Source organism: Gudongella sp. QWL-04, assembly GCF_058683975.1.
The window spans coordinates 2,355,514-2,377,702 of record NZ_CM178754.1; the positions used below are offsets into that span (position 1 = coordinate 2,355,514).

General features: G+C 40.1%; 18 protein-coding genes. 13 read left to right on the forward strand and 5 right to left on the reverse strand.

The window, feature by feature from the left end:
• Window positions 1-24 precede the first annotated feature (24 nt).
• The 4 genes from AC4PHB_RS11690 to AC4PHB_RS11705 all read right to left on the reverse strand — a co-directional run bounded on the left by AC4PHB_RS11690 (window position 25) and on the right by AC4PHB_RS11705 (window position 5,348).
• The gene (locus AC4PHB_RS11690) at window positions 25-1,959 is read right to left on the reverse strand and encodes a 4Fe-4S dicluster domain-containing protein (RefSeq protein ID WP_492136604.1); all 1,935 of its coding nucleotides are present in this window, start codon (window positions 1,957-1,959) and stop codon (window positions 25-27) included.
• Window positions 1,959-3,935, reverse strand: coding sequence for a formate dehydrogenase subunit alpha (fdhF, locus tag AC4PHB_RS11695; RefSeq protein ID WP_492137774.1), 1,977 nt, complete (start codon window positions 3,933-3,935; stop codon window positions 1,959-1,961). Before fdhF ends, AC4PHB_RS11690 begins: the two co-directional genes overlap by 1 nt.
• Window positions 3,936-4,152: 217 nt before the next feature.
• Entirely contained in the window at window positions 4,153-4,992 is an 840-nt protein-coding gene (locus AC4PHB_RS11700) for an IS3 family transposase (protein WP_492137765.1), read from the reverse strand.
• On the reverse strand, window positions 4,992-5,348 hold the full coding sequence (locus AC4PHB_RS11705; RefSeq protein ID WP_492135739.1) for a transposase: 357 nt from the start codon (window positions 5,346-5,348) through the stop codon (window positions 4,992-4,994). The genes AC4PHB_RS11700 and AC4PHB_RS11705 overlap by 1 nt, the downstream gene beginning before the upstream one ends.
• A gap of 231 nt (window positions 5,349-5,579) precedes the next feature.
• Between AC4PHB_RS11705 and AC4PHB_RS11710 the strand changes: the two genes are divergently transcribed.
• The 6 genes from AC4PHB_RS11710 to AC4PHB_RS11735 all read left to right on the forward strand — a co-directional run bounded on the left by AC4PHB_RS11710 (window position 5,580) and on the right by AC4PHB_RS11735 (window position 9,501).
• A complete protein-coding gene (locus tag AC4PHB_RS11710; protein ID WP_492136605.1) occupies window positions 5,580-6,275 on the forward strand; it encodes an alpha/beta fold hydrolase in 696 nt (231 codons plus the stop codon).
• Window positions 6,276-6,339: 64 nt separating this feature from the next.
• Window positions 6,340-6,906 (forward strand): YdeI/OmpD-associated family protein, encoded by a 567-nt coding sequence (locus AC4PHB_RS11715; RefSeq protein ID WP_492136606.1) that lies wholly within the window; start codon window positions 6,340-6,342, stop codon window positions 6,904-6,906.
• A gap of 122 nt (window positions 6,907-7,028) precedes the next feature.
• Window positions 7,029-7,928, forward strand: coding sequence for a linear amide C-N hydrolase (locus AC4PHB_RS11720; protein ID WP_492136607.1), 900 nt, complete (start codon window positions 7,029-7,031; stop codon window positions 7,926-7,928).
• 27 nt (window positions 7,929-7,955) lie between these two features.
• Entirely contained in the window at window positions 7,956-8,165 is a 210-nt protein-coding gene (locus tag AC4PHB_RS11725; protein WP_492136608.1) for a YwbE family protein, read from the forward strand.
• On the forward strand, window positions 8,166-8,504 hold the full coding sequence (locus tag AC4PHB_RS11730) for an arsenate reductase family protein (RefSeq protein ID WP_492136609.1): 339 nt from the start codon (window positions 8,166-8,168) through the stop codon (window positions 8,502-8,504).
• 112 nt (window positions 8,505-8,616) lie between these two features.
• Complete coding sequence (locus AC4PHB_RS11735) at window positions 8,617-9,501, forward strand: VOC family protein (RefSeq protein WP_492136610.1); 885 nt, start codon at window positions 8,617-8,619, stop codon at window positions 9,499-9,501.
• Between the two features lie 22 nt (window positions 9,502-9,523).
• Here AC4PHB_RS11735 and AC4PHB_RS11740 read toward each other — a convergent pair whose 3' ends face one another.
• Window positions 9,524-11,182 carry a sigma-54 interaction domain-containing protein gene (locus tag AC4PHB_RS11740; protein ID WP_492136611.1) on the reverse strand — a complete coding sequence of 553 codons (1,659 nt, stop codon included), beginning with the start codon at window positions 11,180-11,182 and terminating at the stop codon, window positions 9,524-9,526.
• Between the two features lie 310 nt (window positions 11,183-11,492).
• On the opposite strand from AC4PHB_RS11740, the gene AC4PHB_RS11745 reads away from it, so the two are divergent.
• From AC4PHB_RS11745 to AC4PHB_RS11775, 7 genes are all read left to right on the forward strand, one after another.
• The gene (locus AC4PHB_RS11745; protein WP_492136612.1) at window positions 11,493-12,953 is read left to right on the forward strand and encodes a 4-hydroxyphenylacetate 3-hydroxylase family protein; all 1,461 of its coding nucleotides are present in this window, start codon (window positions 11,493-11,495) and stop codon (window positions 12,951-12,953) included.
• 21 nt (window positions 12,954-12,974) lie between these two features.
• Entirely contained in the window at window positions 12,975-16,493 is a 3,519-nt protein-coding gene (gene nifJ / locus AC4PHB_RS11750; RefSeq protein WP_492136613.1) for a pyruvate:ferredoxin (flavodoxin) oxidoreductase, read from the forward strand.
• 37 nt (window positions 16,494-16,530) lie between these two features.
• Window positions 16,531-17,691, forward strand: coding sequence for a pyridoxal phosphate-dependent aminotransferase (locus tag AC4PHB_RS11755; protein ID WP_492136614.1), 1,161 nt, complete (start codon window positions 16,531-16,533; stop codon window positions 17,689-17,691).
• A 227-nt stretch (window positions 17,692-17,918) separates the two neighbouring features.
• A complete protein-coding gene (locus tag AC4PHB_RS11760; RefSeq protein ID WP_492136615.1) occupies window positions 17,919-19,121 on the forward strand; it encodes an efflux RND transporter periplasmic adaptor subunit in 1,203 nt (400 codons plus the stop codon).
• A 49-nt stretch (window positions 19,122-19,170) separates the two neighbouring features.
• Window positions 19,171-20,025: an ABC transporter ATP-binding protein gene (locus AC4PHB_RS11765; RefSeq protein WP_492136616.1), complete on the forward strand. Its 855-nt coding sequence runs from the start codon at window positions 19,171-19,173 to the stop codon at window positions 20,023-20,025.
• Window positions 20,026-21,141: an ABC transporter permease gene (locus AC4PHB_RS11770; RefSeq protein ID WP_492136617.1), complete on the forward strand. Its 1,116-nt coding sequence runs from the start codon at window positions 20,026-20,028 to the stop codon at window positions 21,139-21,141.
• Between the two features lie 13 nt (window positions 21,142-21,154).
• On the forward strand, window positions 21,155-22,159 hold the full coding sequence (locus tag AC4PHB_RS11775; RefSeq protein WP_492136618.1) for an Rv2686c family ABC transporter permease subunit: 1,005 nt from the start codon (window positions 21,155-21,157) through the stop codon (window positions 22,157-22,159).
• Window positions 22,160-22,189 lie beyond the last annotated feature (30 nt).

Sequence of the window (22,189 nt, forward strand, 5' to 3'; positions counted from 1 at the left end):
ATCGACCGAGTTCTCTTTTTGAAATCAATATTCTGGTGGCAATGCCATCATTTCTTCATAAGTAAAGACAGGTCCATCTACGCACATGTAGTGACTTCCAACCTTGCAATGTCCGCATTTGCCTGCACCACACCGCATATGGGTTTCTAGGGTAACAAGTATATCTGATGGCTTCATCCCAAGATCCATAAGATCTCTTGCAAGCTTCTTGATCCTTTCAGGGGATGCACACAAAAGTGCAGTTGTGTTTGGCCAATCAAGGTCCAAGTCAGGCAGCATATCATTTACGAAGCCACTGAATGCTTCGACTTCATCTGTTGGATCCTTCAATGCGTATTTAACTCTAAAGTTTGGAACCTTAGCCCACTCCTTCATCTCATCCTTATAAAGGAGTTTTTCGTACCTTAGAGCACTGGCCATAATATAGACCTGCTTAAAGTCATCGTTATTTCTCAGCACAGGCTCAATTACTGTTCTTAGAGGTGCCATTGCAACTCCGGATCCAATAAAGATAAGGTTCCTACCCTTAAGAGTCTCATAGGGGAATGCTCGTCCATAGGGACCTCTTAATCCAACCTTGTCTCCTTCCTTCATCTGAAACAGCTTATCAGTTACTGACCCAACGTTTTTAAAGTCGAATACGACCTCATCCTTCTGCTCAGAACCAAAGGGTATCGAAAGAGGCACTTCGCCCTCTCCAAAGACAGTGACCTGGAAGAATTGACCCTTGTGCTCGTAGGTTCTATGAAGCTCAGGATCGTCGTATCTCATAAAAAGACGCTTTATATCAGGTGTTTCCTGCTTCACACGGGTTATGGTCGCAACGTCCGGGGTAAACAATCCATGCTGCGACTTCACCTCACGATCCATTATCTCATGACGAATCTTGGCAATCTGGTGTATAGCTGGTGACTCTGGGTTCTCCTTCGCGGCCTTTTGCATCTTCCCTATTATGTCAATAATACTGATATAAGTAGGGCACACATCAGTACATCTTCCGCAGCCCGAACAACCCTTGAATCCGAATCTTTCCTCGATGTATTTTAGCTTGTCATAAATCCTGTACCTGACACGAGAGACGGCATCCCTTGGGTTGTGGTTCTCAGCATTTCGTGTGAAATGCTCACTTTGACAGGAATCCCAGTATCTGACCCTGCGGCCGCTGTTTTCGTCGATTCTTTCCTCGACTACATTGAAGCAGGTACAGGTCGGGCAAACGTTAGTGCACCCTGTGCAACCAATGCACGCATGAGCTTCATCCAGCCAAAAATCTGCGTTGAAGGTCTTTGCCATGTCATCCCAAAGATTCGTAAGATCCATTTTAAGTGGGAAGCTATCAGCAACCCTCTCCATTAAATCTTCCTTTTCTACCAAGATGCCGTCGTCGATCTCAGTGAAGTACGATAGAGCATCATTTATCAAGGCTTCTCCCTTCGGCGTTGCAACCTCAACCAGGTAAAAGTGATCAATTGGGGTCAATGCAAGATCATGTCCCAAGGTGGAAAATACACCTGTTCCTACTGAGGTGCAGAAACAATGTGGACCAGCCTTAAGGCAGTTAACAGCTACTATAATCGTTTCAGATCTTCTTGACTTATAATTTGGATCTGGATACTCATGAAGATAGAACCTGTCGGTGTATGCAATTCCGTATGTATCACAAGCTCTTACTCCAAATAAGATCCTGTTCTTTGAGTGATGTCTAGCAAGTCCTTCAATCTCGATGCATTCTCCATTTTTCGCCCATTTGAACAAGCCTTCCTTCTGTTCAAATACCATCTCTTTTGCTGGCAGGGAGAGGTTGATGTACTCCTCTGTTCTTTGAACCTCATCCAAGGGTAGAAGCTGGATGTCCTTACCTTTCCCGGAAGGAACATACACTGAGCTGTTTTCATTCCATATACTCAATACCTGATCCAGATGATCTTTATCTAGGGTATACAGCTTATTTGCTTCCATTATTCCACCTCGATTCTTACGGCTGAAACCTTCAAAGCCGGTATATTTATGATTGGATCCAGATTTTGTCCCCCTGTTAGCCTATTTGCCGGGGATTCAGCAAAATGGAATGGAACAAAGACTGTCTTTTCATTTATTCGGTCAGTAACCATCGCTGGTGCTATTATACTTCCTCGTGCAGATGTGATCCTTACGGGCTGATGGTCTTTTATTCCAAGTTCCTTGGCATCCTTGGTGTTTATTTCAACAAATCCCTTCGGATACTCTAAAGCTAGGGTCCAGACCTTGCGGGTCATTGTTCCTGTATGATATTGGTGAGTAACTCTTCCAGTAGTCAACAGGAATGGGAACTCCTCGCTTCTCTGGTCTCCTAAAAACTCAAAATCGTTTACAGTAAACATACCCTTGCCTCTCTTAAACTCGCCAACATGAAGAATAGGCGTTCCAGGATGCTCCTTGTTAGGACAAGGCCATTGGATCCCAACTTCACGAATCCTTTCATGGGTGATCCCGCCGTAGATGTCCGTCCCTATATTTATTTCGTCCATAATATCAGAGGGACTCTCGTAACTGACATCCATACCGATTCGCTTCATTATTTCGACCATGATCTCCCAATCAGGCTTTGAATCTCCTATAGGTTCAATTACCTTATGGATCATCTGTACTCTTCGGTCTGTATTTGTATAGGTTCCCTCTCTCTCGAGGAAGCTTGCGGCAGGGAGGACTACGTCAGCAAATTGGGCTGTTTCCGTCAAAAAGATATCCTGCACTACAAGGAACGGTATCTTTTCAAGACAATGAATTGTATGTGTCTGGTCGGGATCAGACAGCACTGGATTCTCTCCAACTATGTAGGCTGCCTTCATTATTTCTTCTTCCATAAGGTTGAACATCTGTATGATATTCCTTCCTCTTAAGCAGGAAAAATCTCCCCAAATTTTTGTGAATCTGTCTTTAGTTTCAGGCCATTCAGGTCTTTGATATCCTGGCAGAAAATCAGGCAAAGCCCCCATGTCACCGGCACCCTGAACATTGTTTTGACCACGCAATGGATTGATTCCTGTTGATGGCCTACCTACATGCCCGGTGATCATCGCAAGGTTAGCCAATGCTCGAATGCTTTTTACTCCAGTCGTTTGCTGTGTAACTCCCATGGTAAAAAGGATCATAGCCTTATCAGTAGTCGCATACTTTCGAGCAAATTGCCTGATGGTGTCTGCAGATACCCTTGATATTGCTTCAGCCCACTCAGGAGTGCAATCCTTGACAGATTCCTTCATTTCCTCATAGTTTTCAGTTCGGCTTTTTATGAAATCCTCATCGATTAAGTTTTCTTCAATGATCACATTGATCATGGCATTTATCATAGGTAGATTTGTCCCAGGTTCGATTGGAGCATAGCCATGTGCGAAATCAGTAAGTCTGATCCTTCGAGGATCGATCACATACAGCTCAGCACCCTTTTCCAGGGCTTCAAATATTCTTGTGCTTGCCAAAGGATGCTGTTCTGTTGTGTTCGAGCCAATAACCAAAATCAGCTCAGCATCGCTTATGTCATTCATAGTATTTGTTGCACCACCAGTTCCGAAGGAGGTAGAAAGACCTTCTACTGTCGGACTGTGTCAGAGGCGTGCACAGTGGTCTATGCTGCTTGTCTTAAGCCCAGCTCTTGCCATCTTTGCCATAAGGAAGTTTTCTTCGTTTGTACACCTTGCAGATGAGATCAGTCCTATTCTGTCAGTGTTATCTCCATCTGTCATCGCATCCTTCAATCCCGATGCAACTCTGTCCAATGCTTCATCCCATGAAGCTTCCTTGAAGGTTCCGTCCGGTTGCTTTATCAACGGGGTTTTTAAGCGTCTTGAGTCTCTTACAAAAGCATAACCATGCCAACCCTTGGAGCAAAGCTTTCCCTTGCTTACCACATGATTATAACTGGGCGTGATGCCTAAAACGGTGTCGTCATCAGCCACGTTTACGTAAATTCCGCAACCGCAGCCGCAATACCCACAAGTCGTTTCTACACGTTTCAACAAAATCCCTCCCCTTTATTAAGATCGATGATTTCTAAATATTCACTCTTTAATTTTATCACACTTATCCGGATTCAGACAACTTAAGAAGCAGCGGGGACGGTTTGGCATGCTACCTTAAAGGTTTACTATTTGGGTACGGTTAATTTTTTAGTTTTTATGCAGATAATTGTTTTTCTTTGAATATGCCAGGAGGATATCCACCAAGTTTCTTCTGAGGTCTGTCGTATATATAGTATCTCATATAGTCTTCAACTATCTCAATGACTTCGTTGATATCCTTGATCCTTCTACTCATTAGATGAATAGTTTCGCTTTTAAAGTGACCGAAAAAGCTTTCTGCTTTAGCATTATCCCAGCAATTGCCCTTTCGTGACATGCTCTGTTTAACATTCAACTCTTTTAGAAGATTGACATACATCAAGCTAGTGTAATGGACACCTTGATCGCTATGAATGATACTGCCAGATAGGTCGAACTTCTCGGAAAGTGCCTTTATTGCATTTAAGCTAAGATATTTATCCTGAGTATCGCTTATATTCCAGGATACAGGTTCATTATTGTACAGATCGATTACTGTGCAAAGATAAATCATCTTTCTTCTTGTTGGTATATATGTTATATCAGTTACAAGCTTTTTGCCAGGTACGGCTGATGAGAAATCACGTTGGAGTAAATCTTCTTTGATAATGCTTTGCTCTCTGGTCCTTTTGGACTTCTTTGTGAGTATTGATGAAATCTTTTTCTCTCGCATTATTCGTAGTATCTTTTTATGGTTCACATTGAGATGATATATGTTTCTTAAGTCATCCTTGATGGGCCTGTAGCCTTTTCTACGACCTGATTTCTTGTGGATAAGGAGAATCAGTTCTTCTATCACTTTATTTGAATCTGAGGGCTTAGAAGGATTCCTCTTGTAGTTGTAGTACGATGCTTTGCTTACTCCGGCTATTTCACAAAGAAGCCATATGGGGTATTTGTACTCAAGACTGAGTATTACTTCGTATTTTGCTTCACGGGTTCTTTTTTTTTAAGAAATGGTTTCAAGGATTCAAGACCCTCAAGGTACTCTATACGAGCCTTAAGGATCTCTATCTCATCTTCATAATGTCTTTCAAGAGGAGTCCTAGTGTCATTTCTAACGATTGACTCCTTTGATCTGGCAACTGACTTCTCCTGCTTTGTAGAGTTTGGAGGAAGAAGTCCTTTGTCAATGAGTTGTTGTTCCCAATTATTGATGTAGTTTTTTGAAGGAAGATTGTACTTCATTGCAATAGCTCTGACACCAAGAGAGCTGCTGTAGTAGTCAAGGACAACGGATAATTTGAATTCATCAGAGTATATTTTATTCAAAAGGAACACCTCCTAAGTTTAGTATATCTTACCGTCCCTAAATGGTAAACTTAAGAGGGTCCTTGCCAGTTCTTTTTGCTTTTATTTTTACTAAGTTTGATTTCTGATGCTAAAGGTAGTATATAATTAAGTAATAATAAGGACGAGGTGAATTAGAGTGTAGGGATGCGGGTAAAGGCTTAGTCAGAGGAAATAGTATGGTAGGAAAAACAATCTGCAGGGGGATGAATAATGAAAAAAACTATTAAAATTACATTAAGCATCATAGTCTCCTTGGTTATTTTGTCCATAGGTGCGTTTTTGATTTATGCATCCGATTATTACAGGGCTGATGATACTGCGATCAACGCTTTGAAAACTGATTCTGTAACGCAAGCTGGTGATCGCCTTATCATTGTATCCCCAGATACCCCTGCCAACACGGCTATGATGTTTTACCCAGGAGCTAAGGTTGAGTATTTTGCATATCTGCCTCTTATGGAAAAAATAAAAGATAGCACCGGAATAATGTGCATTCTTGTTAAAATGCCTTTCAACATGGCAATATTCTATCCAGATGCAGCTGAGGAAGTCATGGAGCAATTTCCTGAAATTGCAAACTGGTATATAGCAGGACACTCCATGGGTGGTGCTATGGCAAGTGACTATGCTTCAAATAATCGGGACAAAGTAAAGGGACTGATTTTACTTGGTGCTTATATTTACGGAGATTATCCGGAGGATAAAGCATTGACTATATACGGTTCATTCAACACAAGCGTAGCAGAGAAAATCAACTATACTCAGAACATTGTGGTCATTAAGGGAGGCAATCATGCTCAATTCGGCAACTATGGAAAACAAAAGGGAGACGTTGACGCAACTATTTCAAGCGATGAGCAACAGAACATTGCAGCTGAGGCAATTAAAAACTTCATAAACAACTAAGCAACGGGGATGGTTCGAGACCAGTGGATTCAAGAAAAGAGTGATTTGTATGGTCTACTCAAATATGCCTAAGAAGTGGTTTTTCTGCAGAAACATTGAAGAATGGCATGATTGGCTTGAAAACAATCATTTCATTGAAAAAGAGGTATGGCTTCAAATAAAGAAAGTAGGAACCAATGAGGTAGGGATCAACTTGGAAGAAGCTGTAGAAGAAGCTATTTGCTATGGGTGGATCGACAGTAGGATGTACAGAATTGATGATCAAAAATATATCCTTAGATTCTCACCTAGAAAACCTGGAAGTATTTGGTCTGTTGTTAACAAAAATAGAGCTGAAAGGATCATTGCTGAGGGAAGGATGACAGAAGCAGGAATGAAAGCAGTTGAAGAAGCTAAACTAAATGGTATGTGGGAGTCTGCGTACTCGTCAAGGATAGAGCCAGATACTCCATCGGACTTATTGGCTGCACTTGCGGAGGACCCCGTAGCATTGAAGAATTTCATCAGCTGGCCAAATAGCTATAGATTCCAGGTTATTTATTGGCTTGAAAAAAGTGTCCAAAAGAAAACTAGAGAGAATAGGATAAGAAAAGTGGTTCAAAGTGCGAGTGCAAATAAAAAGATGATTTAGTTTTCGATAGAATGTTTTTAAAATGTCAGCATACTACCTTACAAAAAAATCAAAATGAGAGGACTAATATGTGTACAGGAATAAAAGTAAATTATAATAATGGTTGTGTCCTAGGAAGAACAATGGATTTTGAATCTCCTATTGATTATAACGCACTGTTCTTGCCAAGAGGCTACAAATACGGCATTGATTTGACGGGTGAGCCATTATACTCAAAATACATGATGATGGGGATGGTATTTAGAAATAGAGATCCTCTTAAGGACGGAGTAAATGAACATGGCTTGGTAGGTATAACCAATGATTTTGGTGGCTTCAACCTTTATTCAAGTAAAACTGAGCCAGAAAAAGTCAATATATCCAGCATGGATTATTTCAATTATGCTTTGGCAAACTACAAATCAGTAGATGAGCTGTTGCAGGATTTACCTAATATTAATATCTCTACAAGAAATAACAAAGGGGATAATGTTTTATGTCCAGATTTTCACTTTATGTTCTCGGACCCAACGAAGAGATGTATAGTAGTTGAACCAAAACAAGGCAGGCTGGTCGGTATTGATAATCCTTATGATGTTATGACAAATTCCCCTGGCTTGGAGTCTCAGACAAGAAGGCTCAAACAGTCGATGGATATTGAGAATTTGGATGAGTTTAACTCTTCCAAGGATCTTCCGGGAGGATACGATCCGGTTTCACGATTCATCAAGGCATTTTATTTGACTCGGCTGAACCTTCCGGCTAGTAGTAACAAAGAAGCATATTCAAATTTTTACAACATAATTTCAGCGATGACTATGCCTAATGGATTTGTTCGCAACAGGAAATATAATTCTACGACTTCTACAAAGTACACCTGTGCCTATGACACAGAGTATAAGCGAATGACCGTTAAGACTGACACGAATCCCATGATCTATCAGTTAAGCTTCGAGGATATTATGGATAAGGAGAAAAGACAGCCGTTTTTCCTTGGTACTGAATTTGAAGCAAAAAAAATAATTGATATAATGGGTATATAAAATCACAGATAGAAAGGTAATAAATCAATGGATGGTAATAAGCGAAACGACATCAAACCGGGAATTAAAGTTATTGTAATACAAAAACAGGACCAGCGCTCAGGGAAAACCACTGAAGGAACTGTCAAGGACATACTGACTAAGTCAGCCACTCATCCACATGGGATAAAGGTTAGACTGGAGGATGGAGTTGTTGGAAGAGTTAAGGAGATATTAACAGATCGGTCAGGTGAATAGATGAACATTCAGATTTTTGGATCAGGTAAATGTTTTGATACTAAGAAAGCAGAAAGGTATTTTAAGGAACGAAATATAAAATTTCAATATATAGACTTGTTTAAGTATGGAATGAGTAAGGGTGAATTTGAAAGCGTTAAATCAGCTGTTGGATTAAATGAAATGCTTAATGTAAAATCCAAGGATTACGAAAAGCTTAATTTACATTTGATCAGAGGCTCTGTTATCAGGGAGGAAATAGCTCTCAATAACCCAAAAGTTCTTAATACCCCAATTGTAAGAAATGGAAAGCAGGCGACTGTGGGATTCAAGCCTGAAATTTGGAATACATGGGAGTGAAAATGATGTAAAATGAACGATTATTATGGGTAATTGTTCATTTTATTTATCTAATGGAATGGGTACCATTATTACATAGAATAATGTGAATGTAATATGAGGAGATGTTTTTATGAAAAGAATAGTACCTCATCTATGGTTTGACAATCAAGCAATGGAAGCAGCCACTTTCTATACCAGTCTCTTTGAGCGATCAGGTATAAAGGGAAGCACGATTATCGAGGATACACCATCCGGTAATGCTGAAATAGTATCCTTCACTCTTGCGGGATTGGATTTTGAGGCAATAAGTGCAGGACCTTTTTTTAAGTTTAATCCGTCAATCAATTTGATAGCAAAAAGCAGAAGTAAGGAAGAAATAAAACGTCTTTGGGAGGAACTGACGAAAGAGGGCTCTGAGTTGATGACTCTTGACGAGTACCCATTCTGCGAGCTGTATGCATGGGTAGAGGATAGGTATGGATTGACTTGGCAGCTTATGTATGACAAGGACCTTACAGAAAAACACTCGATAATACCAGGAATGCTTTTCTCTAATACTGCATGTGGTCTAGCAGAGGATGCAATAAATTTCTACCTTGAGGTGTTTAACAACTCCAGTTTGAATTTTATAAGCAAATACGATGCAGGAGAGGCTCCTGATCCAAGAGCTAAGGTAAACTACTCAGAATTCACTCTGGATGGTTTTGAAATGGTTGCCATGGATAATGCAATGGAAGCAGATTTCGACTTCAATGAAGCGTTTTCACTGATCATAAAATGTAAGGATCAGGAGGAAATAGACTATTATTGGGACAAGCTGTCTGCTAATTCGGAGGCTGAGCAATGTGGCTGGATCAAAGATAAGTTTGGAGTCTCATGGCAAGTAGTACCTGAGAATATGGAAGAAATACTATTTGAAGGAACTACAGATGAGAAACAGAGGGTCACACAAGCTTTCCTTCAAATGAAGAAATTTGATATTGCGGAACTTGAAAAAGCAAGGCTGGGGAAGTGAATCCTCAGCCTTTTTAGTTACTCTACCTAATATTGATATTATAGTCCTTGATTTTCCTCATTATGGTTGATTGACTTACTCCAATAAGCTCGGCAGCCTTTCGTGTGCTTTTAGTGGTTTCGAGAGCTCTTGCCACTATAGTTTTTTCAACAATATTGATTGCTTCAGGCAACTTGGGAATACCGTTTATTAAAATGTCGGCCATCTGATCTCCAGTTTCCTCAAAGGAGAAGTACTTTGAGTAAAGGTGTTTTGGCAATAACACATCGTCTATGCACATGATCAACAATCTTTCAACGATATTCTTGAGCTCTCTTACATTGCCGGGCCAATCATACTCCTCTAAGATATCCATAAGCTCTGCTGAGAATTTCTTATTCATACCGTATTTCTTGTTGTAGATATATAAAAAGTGCTGGAGCAAGGGTGCAATATCCTCTCTTCGCTCATTGAGGGAGGGCAGGATTATTGTCGCTACATTTAAACGGTAATATAAGTCCTTTCTAAAGGTACCCTCAGAAATCATCCTCTTGAGATCCCTATTTGTAGAGGCTATCAGCCTTGCATTTATTTTTATTGGTTTAGTCCCTCCAACCCTGAAGGTCTCACCGCTTTGAAGTACCCTGAGAAGCTTAGCCTGCAATTCGGTGGACATTTCACCGATCTCATCCAATAATACTGTTCCTCTCCCAGCAATCTCAAGCAGGCCCGGCTTACCCTTATTTAGAGCCCCGGTGAAGGAGCCTGCTTCATAGCCAAACAGCTCCGATTCAAGCAGTGTTGGAGAAAGATTGCTGCAATTGATCTTTAGAAATGGCTGCTGTTTTCTTTTACTTGAGGTATGGATAAGAGAAGAAACTACCTCTTTTCCTGTACCGGAGTCTCCTAGTATCAGAACATGAACATCGTAAGCTGCAATCCTGAAAGCGTCCTGTAGAGCATGCCTCATCTCAACGCTTTCGGCAATTATATCTATCGAGCTGTCCTCATAAAGCTGCATTGAGATTGGTGCAGGAGCGTCCCAGGAATACTGGGATTTTTTTATTGAATTGGCATATTCGAAGGCATTTGCGCAAATAAGAATGACAACAGGCTCACCAAGGTTGTTATAAATGGGAGTACCGGTAATAAATGCAAATTTATCAGTTTTAAATCTCTGAAATACTGTAACTACCTGATTTGTTTTAAGCACTGTCGGAGTGACCAATGGAGTAAAATAACCTGCAGATTCCAGGTAGTGAACCTTTTTTCCTATGATCTGCTCTCGATTCATACCAGTTAATTCCTCGTAAGTGCTATTTAAATAAGTAGCAGTACCGTCTGCAGCTGTAATAAATATACCATCTGAGTATGAGTCCAGGATAGTGTCAAAATAGTTCTTGTGAAAGTGCACGTGGTTCATTGCGTGGATCACATCTGCAAAGATTGCTTGATTTTGAAGGGTAATAACATATTCCAGATCAACGTTGTCGAAGTAGTCTTCTCTAAAATCCTCGGATAGATTATCAAAAGGTATTACTCTCAGGTTATAGCTGTTGTTTTCAAAGATTATCGTCGTATTGGTTATGACACCGGACAGCTTGATCCCTTGGATGTGGGAGTGAATCATGTCAAAGGTATTTTCCCTTAAAAAGCTATTTCCGGCTTCGTCACAAGGATAGATCGTGCTATTCTTATCCATTAAGAAAGTATATTGCAAATATTGTTTAGTACTGTCAACACTCCTCATTTTGATTCCACCTTTCAGACCTGACCTGATTAAAGAATATATGGTAACGAACCGAAAGTCAATCAAATATCTCCAATAACGGTTCAAAAAATCCGATAGATTATTATATTTGGAGTCATCTATCTGTGGCGATCTCTGTAATGCTTGAAATATAGATGTTTTAGCCATTAAATAAGATTGTTCAGAATAAACCATATTGGCATAGATATTGCTTATATATAATGCAGAAGTTTTTTCGACTAAAAGAAAGGAAGTGACCAATATGACTTTAATGACCCGACATCAGTATATTGAAAGCTTAAAGAAGTTAGACCTTAATGTTTACATGTTCGGCGAAAGGGTTGAGAACCCTGTAGATCACCCAATGATAAAGCCTTCTATGAATTCAGTGGCAATGACCTATGAAATGGCTCAGCATCCAGAATACGAGGATCTTATGACAGCTACCTCCAATTTGACCGGGGAAAAAGTTAACAGATTCACTCACTTACATCAAAGTACAGACGACTTAGTCAAAAAGGTAAAAATGCAGAGAATGCTGGGGCAAAAAACAGCGTCATGCTTCCAAAGATGCGTCGGATTAGATGCAGCAAACGCAATTTATAGTACTTCATTTGAAATCGACCAAGCATATGGAACAAATTATTTCGAGAACTTTAAAAAATATTGGGCTATGATCCAGGAGAATGACTACACAGTAGATGGAGCTATGACTGATCCAAAGGGTGACAGAAGCTTAGGACCCTCAGAGCAGAATGATCCTGATATGTACCTAAGGGTAGTTGAAAGAAGATTAGATGGAGTAGTTGTAAGGGGAGCTAAGGTACATCAGACTGGTATTGTCAACTCACAGGAAGTAGTTGTGATGCCAACAATATCTCTGAAAGAGAAGGATAAGGATTATGCTATAGCCTTTGCAGTACCTTCAGATGCCGAAGGCATTATTATAATCTATGGACGCCAGTCCTGTGACACCAGAAAGCTGGAGGAGGATGCTGACATAGATCTTGGGAATAAAAACTTCGGCGGTCATGAAGCGCTTATGATTTTCGATGACGTATTTGTACCTAATGATAGGATATTCCTAAACGGTGAAACTGATTTTGCTGGAATGCTGGTTGAGCGCTTCGCAGGGTACCACAGACAAAGCTACGGCGGCTGTAAGGTAGGCGTTGGCGATGTTCTCATAGGTGCTGCAGCACTAGCCGCAGAATACAACGGAGCTCAAAAGGCATCACATATAAAGGATAAGCTCATTGAGATGACTCATCTGAATGAGACCATTTACAGCTGTGGCATTGCTTGCTCGGCAGAGGGCTGTCAGACTGCTGCAGGCAACTATATTATAGATATGCTACTTGCCAATGTATGCAAGCAAAACGTAACAAGATTTCCATATGAAATTTCGAGACTGTCTGAAGACATAGCTGGTGGTTTGATGGTCACAATGCCATCGGAAAAGGATCTTCGCGATCCAGTGCTTGGCAAATACATAGAGAAGTATCTTCAAGGAGTAGCATCGGTTCCAACAGAAAATAGAATGAGAATTCTCAGACTCATTGAGAATCTGACATTAGGTACTGCAGCTGTTGGGTACAGGACAGAGTCTATGCATGGGGCAGGCTCTCCACAGGCCCAAAGGATAATGATCTCCAGACAAAGTGACTTGGAACATAAAAAACAGCTGGCTAAAAATATTGCTGGAATCGATGGCGTTGAATAGAAAGGATCGAGGTGAACAGGAATGGTAAAAAGAAGAACGGAAGCAATGGATGGCAATACTGCAGCAGCATATTCATCCTATGCATTTACTGACGTAGCAGCTATATATCCAATAACTCCTTCCTCACAGATGGCCGGTTTAGTCGACGAGTGGTCCTCAAACGGAAGGAAAAACATATTTGGGGATACTGTATTAGTTAAGGAAATGCAGTCTGAAGGCGGAGCAGCAGGGACCCTTCACGGCTCTCTCCAGGCAGGTGCTCTTACCTCTACATATACAGCCTCTCAAGGTCTGCTACTGATGATACCAAACATGTACAAGGTTGCAGGGGAGCTTCTTCCCGCAGTATTTCATGTAAGTGCCAGATCATTGGCATCGAATGCGCTAAGTATATTCGGAGACCATCAGGATGTAATGGCTACAAGACAAACGGGTTTTACTCTGCTTGCATCCAGCAGCGTACAGCAGGTAATGGATCTGGCTGCTGTCGCTCATTTAAGTGCAATTAAATCCCGGATACCTGTTTTGCACTTTTTCGACGGCTTCAGAACATCACATGAGATCCAGAAGATTGAGGTACTGGAATATGAGGAGCTCTCAAAGCTTGTAGATATGGATTCAGTCAAGGCTTTTAGAGACAATGCCTTAAGCCCAAATCGTCCCGTTCTTAGGGGAACGACACAAAACCCAGACGTATTCTTCCAAATGCGCGAAGCCATAAATAAATACTACGATACTGTCCCAGGGATAGTACAAGGCTATATGGATGAGATCAATAAGCTTACAGGAAGAGATTATAAGCTCTACAACTACTATGGAGCAAGTGATGCTGAAAGTATAATAGTAGCAATGGGATCAGGCTGTGAAGCTATCAGCGGAGTAGTTGACTTTCTTAACAACCAAGGCAAAAAGGTTGGAATGCTGGAAGTCCACCTTTACAGGCCATTTGCCTCAGAGTTCTTTTTAAACGAAATACCTAAATCGGTAAAAAGAATCGCCGTTCTAGACAGAACCAAGGAACCGGGATCAAATGGTGAGCCTCTGTATCTTGATGTCAAGAATGCTTTCTATAATACCGACAATCAGCCACTAATAGTTGGAGGAAGATATGGTTTAAGCTCAAAGGACCTTAAGCCTGAGGATGTCCTGTCAGTATTTGATAATCTTAAGCTTGAGAAGCCCTTAAACGATTTTTCTGTAAGCATAATCGATGATGTGACCTTTAAATCATTGCCTACTAGTAATATTGAGATCGATACCACTCCTAAGGGGATAAAGGCTTGTAAGTTCTGGGGCTACGGCTCCGATGGGACCGTTAGTGCCAATAAATCTGCAATAAAGATCATCAGTTCAAGCACCGATTTTTATACTCAGGCTTATTTTGAGTATGATGCAAAAAAATCAGGAGGACTTACAATCTCACACTTAAGATTTGGAGAGGTCCCAATTAAAGAGCCTTATACAATCAACAGAGCTGACTTTATTGCCTGCCACAACCAAGCCTATGTTGATAAGTATGATCTTCTTGCCGGAGTCAAAAAGGGAGGGAAATTCCTACTAAATTGTATCTGGAGCGAAGATGAGATGGATAAAAAGCTCCCGGCAGGGATCAAGCGAGCGATAGCAAATAACGAGGTTGATTTTTATACAATCAATGCCGTCAAGCTCGCAGAGGAGCTTGGCCTCGGAGGCAGGATAAACATAATCATGCAGGCAGCATTCTTTAAACTTGCAGATATAATACCCCTGGAGGATGTTGAGAAGCACCTTATGAAGGAGGTGGAAGCCTCTTACGGAAGTAAGGGTCAGAATATCGTAGATATGAACAACCTTGCAATCAGCAAGGGCTTTGAGGGAATAAGAAAGATCTCTATACCCGAAGCATGGAGGAATGCAGAGGATAAAACAGTCGAGATTGATCCTAATATGCCTGATTTCATAAGGAATGTTATACTTCCAATGAACAACAGAGAGGGAGATAAGCTTCCTGTTAGTGCGTTTAATGGAAGAGAAGATGGATCATTTCCACTTGGAGTTACAGCATGGGAGAAGAGAGAGGTAGCAATTAATGTTCCAAGGTGGTATTCATCCCAATGTACTCAATGCAACCAATGCTCATATGTGTGCCCGCATGCGGTAATAAGACCGATACTACTTGACGGTGAGGAAATAAAGAAAAGTCCTGAAGGCTTCGAATCATTGAAGGCTGCAGGCTTTGATGGTATGGAGTATCATCTTGCAATATCAGGACAAGACTGCACGGGATGTGGAAGCTGCGTGGAAGTATGTCCGGTTAAAGATAAGGCTATTAAAATGGAGCCGTTTGCTGAGAATAGAGAAAAGTATATCAGGGACTGGAGCTTTACAAAGGATGTCCCCACAAAAGATATACCTAAAAAAATCGTTTCAAGCGTTAAGGGAAGCCAGTTCCTTAAGCCGCTTCAGGAGTTTTCAGGAGCATGTGCCGGCTGTGGTGAGACACCGTACGCTAAGCTCATAACCCAGCTTTATGGCGACAGGATGATGATATCAAACGCGGCAGGCTGTTCTACTGTATGGGGAGGCTCACCACAGGTATCCTACACTACTAATGAAAAGGGTTATGGCCCTTCCTGGGGATTCTCACTTTTTGAGGATAATGCAGAGTACGGATTTGGAATGTACCTTGGAGTCAAGAAACTTAGAGACGCAACCAGAAAGCTTGCCATTGAAGCAATTAAATCAGGAGTTAGCTCAAAAGTCGAGCTGGCTCTTAAGAATTGGCTTGAGGGTTTTGACATATCAGAAGGAACAAGAGAAAGAGCAGATAAACTGATTTCAGTTCTTAAGGAAGAAAAGTCAAACAATGATATTTTGAAGAAAATATATGACAATAGAGATTACTTGATCAAGAGATCCCATTGGATATTCGGAGGCGACGGTTGGGCTTATGACATAGGTTATGGCGGTTTGGACCATGTACTGGCATCGGGTGAAGATGTCAATGTTCTAGTATTTGATACAGAGGTTTACTCTAATACAGGTGGTCAGTCCTCCAAAGCAACGCCTACAGCTGCGATTGCTGAATTTGCGTCCAGCGGCAAAAATACCAGGAAAAAAGATCTCGGTATGATGGCAATGAGCTATGGATATGTTTACGTTGCTCAAATAGCTATGGGTGCTGACAAGAACCAGACACTAAAGGCAATAATAGAGGCAGAAAGCTATCCTGGACCTTCACTTGTAATTGCATACTCGCCATGTATCAATCATGGGATCAAGGCTGGAATGGCAAAGTCGATGCCTCATACGAAGGATGCAGTTGAAGCAGGGTACTGGTCACTCTACAGATATAATCCACTTGCTGAAAAGGAAGGCAAAAATCCGTTTAGCCTTGATTCTAAGGCACCGACAAAAGACCTTAAGGAATTCATGCTAAGTGAAGTACGATTCTCATCGCTTTACAAGCTGTTCCCTGATGCAGCAGAGGCGCTGTTTGAAAAGGCGAAGGCTGATGCTGATTTTAGATACGAAAGATATGTACGGATGGCGAACCGTTAGAGGATATTGAGCTTAAATAAGGATTGGAGGTCTACAAATGAGTTATTTATCAGATATTGCAATAAATTATCCTGCCTCGGGAATCAGGAAAATGTTTGATCTGGCACAAAAATATAACGATGTTGTTAAACTCACTGTTGGAGAGCCAAATTTTGATACACCACAGAATATTAAGGATGCAGCAAAAAGAGCGATTGATGAGGGATACACCCATTACAGCCCCAACGCGGGACTTCCGGAGCTTCGGGAAGCCATTGCAAAGGAATACCTCAAATATTCCGGAGACTACAAACTTGAAAATGTAATGATAACTGTAGGCGGTATGGAAGCAATAACAATGTGTTTGATTGCCACAGTCAACCCGGGTGATGAAGTTATAATACCTGATCCATGCTTCCCAAACTATGTAGGGCAGGTAATGGTAGCAGGAGCAAAGCCGGTAAGCGTTCCTGTTTACGAGGAAAACGACTTTAGCATTAAAGCTGAAGACATAGTGAAGGCTATAACACCAAGGACGAAAGCAATATTGCTGAATTCGCCAAGTAATCCGCTTGGGTCAGTTATAACAAAGGATGAAATAATAAAAATAGCAGAATTAGTTAAGAAATACAATCTCATAGTCTATTCTGACGAGGTGTATGACAAGATCATCTTCGATGATTTTGAGTATTTCAGTATAGCTCAGGTTCCTGAGGTAAGAGACCAGGTTCTTATTATAAACAGCTTTTCAAAATCACATGCCATGACTGGATGGAGGATAGGCTATATAGTAGGACACAAGGACATCATAGCAGCCATGCCAAAGCTGCAGGAAGGGATAGTGTCCTGTGTTTCAACCTTCACTCAGAGAGCTGCTTTGGAAGCGTTGCAGGGCAGTCAGGAAGAGACAAAGAAAATGCATTCAGACTACCTTAGGAGAAGGGACATACTAATAGATGGGCTGAACCAAATACCAGGAATAACCTGCAAAAAATCACCTGGAAGCTTCTATGCATTTGCAAATATCAAGGCGCTGGGTGTAAGCTCAGAGCAATTTGCTGAGGATCTTGTAAAGCATGCCAGAGTGGTTGTTGTACCTGGATCAGCATTTGGAAGCATGGGTGAAGGCTACTTCAGAACGGTATTTGCCAACTCAGATGAAAATCTGAAGGAGGCAGTGAGAAGAATCGATGAGTATGTAAGAAAGACTTATAAGTAGTACTAAGTAGAAAGGACCAAAACCAAGCATTGGGGACGGTTCTTTTTGCTTTTTTAAATTGGTCAAACCAGTATGAAGTTAGAAAACTATGGGATTTATAGCTTAGTGATACGGGTACCTATGTATTGGAATTGATTTATTTCATCAATACTTCTTCCTTCGAATTCTGTTTGGTAAGTCATATAATATAAGTGATTCATTAAAATCATTGGGAATGGGAGGTAACTATGAAAAAGAAAGTTTTGATTTCGGTATTGATCCTATCAGTCGTTGGCATAGCCATAGTCTATTTTTTGACGACAGGCAATATTGGGACTAAGTACAACACCGTTGAAGTAAAAAGAGGAGCATTGGAAAAGTATGTGGAAGAGGTTGGCATAATCAGATCAAGAAACATAAGACAGTATTATAGCAGTGGATTGGGTAAGGTTGAAGATATAACCATTGAGCTTGGTGATAAAGTCAATAAAGGGCAGTTATTGGTAAAATTTGAGGACAATTTTGATTTGGAGATCCAAAAAGTGGAAAAACAAATCGAGGCATTGGAGGCTACATATAGCGGTATACTCCAAGGAACGGATATACAAAGTATAAATAACGCAAAGATAGAAATATCTAGGATAAAAAGTAATCTGGACTTGGCATTAAAAGATAAAGAAAGAATCGAAGAGCTATATAACAATGGAGCTGTCCCACTTGTTGAGCTTGAACGTGCTATTAATAGCTTTGATCAGCTTAGTAGTGCTTTAGCTATAGCTCAAAATAATTATAGCCAGCTCACAAAAGGTGTTTCACTAAGCTCTAAGAAAAAATACGAGGCAGAAATAGATATTTTGCTGTTAACACTAGAGGGACTACAAAGGAATCGAGATAACTCTGCTATCATTGCTGATATAGATGGAGTAATAACTGAATTAAAAACATTTGTTGGAGATTCGCCATACCCAGGGTCTATGATCATAGAGATACAGGATCCAAAGAATAATGTTGTGGCAGTAGATTTTATGGTTGAAGATGCTTTCAAGATCAACGAAGGTATGAAAGCTTCATTGGAGGATTCATTACTGGATATGCATATCGATAACTTAAAGGTAGACAAGAAATATCCCAAGGCATTTACTACTGTCTCAGTGTTGGGAGAAAAGGAGAACCGCCAAACTGTAGAGATAAATCTTCCTGAAACAGAGGATAAATTTTCTTATGGAGTTGAAGTTAACACGAGAGTAGTTATCGAGGAAACCAAAGAGGCGATATTAGTTCCAAAAGGTTCAGTTTATCAACTAAATTCCAATAACTATGTCAAGATACTTGAAAATGGGAAGCCAGTCGAAAGAGAAATAACCATAGGTCTGGAGATGAACGACCAGATAGAGGTAAAGTCAGGCTTGTCTGAGGGCGATCTTGTGATCCTAAACTATCAGGATAACTGAGCTATTATGCAAGCTGTGCTTTCGTTAATTTTATGAAAAGAGGGATAAAATGATAAAAGTTAAAAACCTTTATCACTCATATAGCAATGATGAAAATTATGCTGTACACGACGTAAGCTTTGAAATCGAGAAGGGCGAAATATTTGGATTTCTGGGTCCTTCGGGGGCAGGTAAATCAACGACACAAAATATACTCGTAGGACTCCTTGAACTCCAAAAAGGTGAAGTTGAGGTCGCCGGATATGATATCAAACACATAAAGAATAAAATGTTCAATAAGATAGGAATGTCCTTTGAGCAATCCAATGTATACAATAAGATGTCAGGCCTTGAAAATCTTGAATTCTATAGGAAGCTGTTTGATGTTGAAACAAGAGATCCTATGGAATTGATCAGGCTGGTAGGATTAGACGGGAAGGAAAATATTAAGGCAGGGAAGTATTCTAAGGGGATGAAGCATAGACTGACCTTTGCAAGGTCCATGATCAATAATCCGGAAATATGGTTTCTGGACGAACCTACAACTGGTCTGGACCCAGCGATAGCATCAATAATCAAGGATATAATTAGAACTGAAAATGAAAAAGGCGTCACAGTGTTTCTGACTACACACAATATGTTCATTGCTGATGAATTGTGCGATAGAGTAGCCTTTATTGTAGACGGTAAAATTAGATTAATTGATTCACCAAAGCAATTAAAGTTGAAATATGGGGAAAAACTCGTAGAGGTAGAATATATAAAAGAAGGAGAGCAGACATTAGAAAAGTTTTCTACAGTTTTAGAGGAGGATAAGGATAAGCTGATCGAAATTATAAAAAAATATGATATTCAAACCATGCATACCAAAGAAGCCACCCTCGAGGAAATATTCATTAAAGTCACTGGAAGGGGATTGGTTTAAGTGAAACTATGGTACAGTTTTTCCAAAGAAATCATCCTGTCATCGAAAAGCTGGTATTTTTATATAGAAATTGGAATGGCTGTGGTGCTTCTCATGATCCTATTATTTGTCGTTCCTGAGAACTTCGATAACCAAAGCAAGGAGTATATGTATGTTGAATTGCCCAAGACATTGAAAGAAAAATTCAGGGATAGTCTTCTTGATGAGGATCTGGACGAGACTGTTGAACTTGTAGAGGTGAAAGCAGATAGCAGTATTTTTGAAGCTGAGCTTTATGAGACTGAGGAATCAGAAATCTATCTATTGGATAGCATAGATGCTCTGAACGCATTTTCAAACTCAGAAAGGGTACCTGCAGTCCATATTAGAGTTAATGAAAAAAATCAAATCGTGAACACATATTATTTACAGGGGTATGAGACACAAAAGCTGAAAAATTTACTGATAGTCTACAACAATAGATTTGCAAGTCATAAAATTATTGAGGAATACTCTGATAACATACAAGTCAGAAGCTTGTTCCAAGAACTGGAACCATTAAGCGACAGACAAAGCTTACTTCCCGTTTTTTTGACATTCAATGGAAGCTTGATGAGTTTGTTTGTCATTGCTGCCTATATATTCCTGGACAAAAATGAGGGTATAATCAAAGCCTACGCTATTACAGCTTCCACTGTCTGGCAGTATCTATTAAGTAAAATAGGGGTTATAATCCTAACATCCATAGTGACAACTCTTGTGATAACAATACCAATTATGGGGCTGCAGCCCAATTATCCTGCTATGCTTTTATTCCTTATTACGTCGGGGTTTTTTGCTGCTTCACTGGGACTTTTTCTTACAAGCTTTTATAAGGATATTGTCGAGGCTTTTGGTGTTATGTATATTTTGATAGTGATTTTGATAATGCCAAATATATCCTACTTTACCCCAAGCTGGGACCCTGACTGGGTTAAAATCATACCCAGCTATATTATGCTCCAAAGCTTTAAGGAAATAATTTCTGTTAATGGCAACATGGCGTACGTGCTGGTAGCATCCCTTGCTTTTGCAGTGCTTGGGATTAATATATTTATTCTTGCAAACCATAGATTCAACAAGACCCTGACCCTATGAAGGAGTGTTAATCATGATCAAAAGGATACTCTTGATATTCCAGAGGGATCTAAAGGTAAGTGTAAGAAACTTCATAACCTTGTATATATTGGTTGTACCGATATTATTTGCAGTTATTATTAATGTGTTTTCACCAGGAATAAATGATACAACTGTTGAGGTAGCATTGTTAAAGGGTGAAAATCAGAAACAAAGCGATTTTTTTCAACAATTTGCAAAGGTAGAATCAATGGATACGATTGATGAAATTGAGAAAAGAATAATGAAAAGGGATAATATAATAGGCGTTTTACCAGGTAAAAACAATGAATATTATATACTTAACCAGGGTAACGAGCCTGACTATGTTGTAGATTCTGTTAAGCAGTTGATTACATTTGATTATTATGACATTGACATCGATGATTCTTTAGCTGAGATAATAGAATATGGAAGGGATATTCCGCCACTTAAGAAAATAATGGTTAATGTGTCGATGATCTTTACATCAGTATTAGGAGGAATGATCATCGCCTTAAATATAGTTGAGGAAAAAACTGAGAACACAATAAGTGCGATTCACCTATCTCCTGTGTCCAGGCTAGAGTTTATAGCAGGTAAAAGCTTGATAGGTATATTTGTCCCAATTGTTGGATCTTTGCTGATTTTGCTGATCACAGGGTTCAGAGATATCAACTATTTACATGCACTGTTAATGGTAAGTACCTCTTGCATAATAAGTATTCTAGTTGGCTTCTTTGAAGGGATAAACAATGATGACATAATGAACGCTGCCGGCAATATGAAAATACTTTTTCTTCCTCTTTTTGGAAGTATTGCAGGAGAAGAACTCTTGTCTGATAAGTGGCAGGTTTTATTTTACTGGATACCGTTTTACTGGACTTATAAAGGCAATGATCTGGTACTGACAAACAGCGGTTCGTTTCTGGATATATTGAAGTACTCAGGAATAGTCCTGGGAATAAGTGCAGCGGTATTTCTGCTTCTGGCACCAAAAATCAGAAAGGGACTAGAGTGAACATTTACTGATTTTAAATAATAGAAATAG

Coding starts and splice junctions, on each gene's coding strand:
- AC4PHB_RS11690 (WP_492136604.1), bottom strand. CDS start 1,959: ATGGAAGCAAATAAGCTGTATACCCTAGATAAAGATCATCTGGATCAG.
- AC4PHB_RS11710 (WP_492136605.1), top strand. CDS start 5,580: ATGAAAAAAACTATTAAAATTACATTAAGCATCATAGTCTCCTTGGTT.
- AC4PHB_RS11715 (WP_492136606.1), top strand. CDS start 6,340: ATGCCTAAGAAGTGGTTTTTCTGCAGAAACATTGAAGAATGGCATGAT.
- AC4PHB_RS11720 (WP_492136607.1), top strand. CDS start 7,029: ATGGATTTTGAATCTCCTATTGATTATAACGCACTGTTCTTGCCAAGA.
- AC4PHB_RS11725 (WP_492136608.1), top strand. CDS start 7,956: ATGGATGGTAATAAGCGAAACGACATCAAACCGGGAATTAAAGTTATT.
- AC4PHB_RS11730 (WP_492136609.1), top strand. CDS start 8,166: ATGAACATTCAGATTTTTGGATCAGGTAAATGTTTTGATACTAAGAAA.
- AC4PHB_RS11735 (WP_492136610.1), top strand. CDS start 8,617: ATGAAAAGAATAGTACCTCATCTATGGTTTGACAATCAAGCAATGGAA.
- AC4PHB_RS11740 (WP_492136611.1), bottom strand. CDS start 11,182: ATGGATAAGAATAGCACGATCTATCCTTGTGACGAAGCCGGAAATAGC.
- AC4PHB_RS11745 (WP_492136612.1), top strand. CDS start 11,493: ATGACTTTAATGACCCGACATCAGTATATTGAAAGCTTAAAGAAGTTA.
- nifJ (WP_492136613.1), top strand. CDS start 12,975: ATGGTAAAAAGAAGAACGGAAGCAATGGATGGCAATACTGCAGCAGCA.
- AC4PHB_RS11755 (WP_492136614.1), top strand. CDS start 16,531: ATGAGTTATTTATCAGATATTGCAATAAATTATCCTGCCTCGGGAATC.
- AC4PHB_RS11760 (WP_492136615.1), top strand. CDS start 17,919: ATGAAAAAGAAAGTTTTGATTTCGGTATTGATCCTATCAGTCGTTGGC.
- AC4PHB_RS11765 (WP_492136616.1), top strand. CDS start 19,171: ATGATAAAAGTTAAAAACCTTTATCACTCATATAGCAATGATGAAAAT.
- AC4PHB_RS11775 (WP_492136618.1), top strand. CDS start 21,155: ATGATCAAAAGGATACTCTTGATATTCCAGAGGGATCTAAAGGTAAGT.